Source organism: Pseudonocardia kongjuensis (assembly GCF_039526905.1).
GTDB classification, from domain to species: Bacteria; Actinomycetota; Actinomycetes; order Mycobacteriales; family Pseudonocardiaceae; genus Pseudonocardia; species Pseudonocardia kongjuensis.
Window position 1 is genome coordinate 1 of the sequence record NZ_BAAAJK010000058.1, and the last position, 774, is coordinate 774.

Here is a 774-nt window from a genome sequence, read left to right on the forward strand (position 1 = left end):
CGCCGGCCAGCAGGCAGCGGGCCTCTTCCAGCGACACCCGTAAGGTCAACGCGACCTGGTCGGGCAGCCAACGGCCCACCGGTGTGACCGCCCGGGGGTCGGCGCCCGGTGGTGCGGCGGTGCTGCCGGGTGGGTGCCGGTCGGCGAACGCTGCCAGCATCCGGGTCCGCAACGCCGAGGCCCATCGTTCGATCCGTTCGGCGCCTTCGACCACGTCGAGGAGTTGGGCGTCGCTCAGCAGCTCGGGGCTGTCGCCGGCGAGTTGGCAGTCCAGTGCCAGTGCGAACCCCACCGGCCGGGTCGGGTCCACCACCACGACCGGCTCTCCCTCATCGTCTGCGCACAGCAGGGCGCACAGCTCGCGGGTCGATCCGTGTGGGCAGGGATCGGCGGCGACCGCCTCGGGGCTGAGCAGCGCACCATCGATATCGACCATGTGTTCGATTCTATCGGGTTGGACTGGTTGTTCTCTAGAAGGAAGTCGAGGGAAAATCCACTCAGGACAGGGTGGTTGTCGTGTCGGGTGGCGGGGTGTGGCGGGCTCTCCCGTTCGCGGTGGGTCCGGGTCGGTGGTGGGTGAGTGAGGGTGGGCGCGGGTTCGCGGCCCTGGGGGCTCACCCGGGTCGTCCCGCGGCCGGCCCGGTAGCGGATGCGCGGCGCGGCTCGACGACCGGGGCCGGCGGCCGGCGACCGGGCGGATCGCCGACCGGGAGCCTGTCAGATGGTCTGTGTAACAAGATCCTCTTGAGTTGAGGAGTACACAGATGTCCGTGG

General features: G+C 70.3%; 1 protein-coding gene. It reads right to left on the minus strand.

Annotation, left to right across the window (positions count from 1 at the left end):
- The coding region (locus tag ABD160_RS31835; RefSeq protein ID WP_344029994.1) for a hypothetical protein at window positions 1-436 on the minus strand (436 nt) is incomplete at its 3' end.
- Window positions 437-774: the final 338 nt, after the last annotated feature.